The sequence below is a fragment of the Frigoribacterium sp. CFBP 13712 genome, from assembly GCF_014842255.1.
In the GTDB taxonomy this organism is placed as follows: domain Bacteria; phylum Actinomycetota; class Actinomycetes; order Actinomycetales; family Microbacteriaceae; genus Frigoribacterium.
The window spans coordinates 1-934 of sequence record NZ_JACYVH010000022.1 but is presented as its reverse complement, the minus strand read 5'-3'; the positions used below and the strand labels follow the sequence as shown (position 1 = coordinate 934).

The following is a 934-nucleotide window of genomic DNA, read 5'->3' as shown; positions in this document are numbered from 1 at the left end:
CGATAGGGGATCGTCTAGCGGTCCGGATCGAGCTTGCAAGTCCCGCGGGGTCACAGGTGACGCGAGAGGCCGAGAGGACCTGACTAGACAACCCGTCCAAGGCGTGCCCGAACGGATCGTTGGAGCATGGCCGGGTACAGCTGCAAGACGATCGTCGACACCATCAACCAGGCGGCACCGGGGGAGGTGCCGGCCACGAGCGCAGCCACCGCGAGGCCGAGCCCCGCAGCGGCACACAGCAGATGCGCGACCTCTGAACGACGAGTGTGTTGCTCGAGGGCCAGCATCCCTGCTCGTGTGACCTGGTAGTTGCGCTCCCGAGTGATGACTCGGTTCCAGCCGACAACGGTGAGCAAGCGACCGAACGCACCGACACCGGCCATCCGGAAGAAGCTCGCTTGCCGCTCCGAGACCCTCCACCATCTGCCTCGCAGAGGAGGGAAATGCTCCGTGACGGTGAAAGCCGCCCAGGCCATGAGGAGAAACTGGACCACGATCGCGAACACGGGCTGCTCGGGACCGATCGAATGCCACCCCGCGACGATGAACCCGGCCACGACGGAAGTCGAGACGAAAAATCTCAGCATCAGAGGTCCGTCCTCGTCTTCGTGCTGATGTCGACCGTCAGCGGCACGTCTCGCACGCACGAGTGAAGAGGAGCGATCCTCCGGTGGTCTCATCGTGTTCGCGGCGGGGCTCCCCGAGGTAGTTCGGGTCGATACAGCGGCTCACCGACGCTTCCGCCGCGGAGGGGTCGCACTGCCGTGCACGCGCGTCGGCCCCCAGATGTTAAAGAGCAACTCGATGACCGTGCCCAAGCCAGCTGCGACCGTGAAGAACAGGGCGGTGATCGTGTTCTTTCGTGACGTGCGCGGTAGGTGCATGAAGGTCCCTCTCGATAGCGAGAGCTTCAGGCTATGCCGAACCGAGCCGA

General features: G+C 64.3%; 1 protein-coding gene. It reads right to left on the bottom strand.

Translation table 11 applies throughout. The features are described from left to right. Positions 1 to 83: 83 nt before the first annotated feature. A complete protein-coding gene (locus IFT51_RS15260) occupies positions 84 to 557 on the bottom strand; it encodes a hypothetical protein (protein ID WP_192061841.1) in 474 nt (157 codons plus the stop codon). Positions 558 to 934 lie beyond the last annotated feature (377 nt).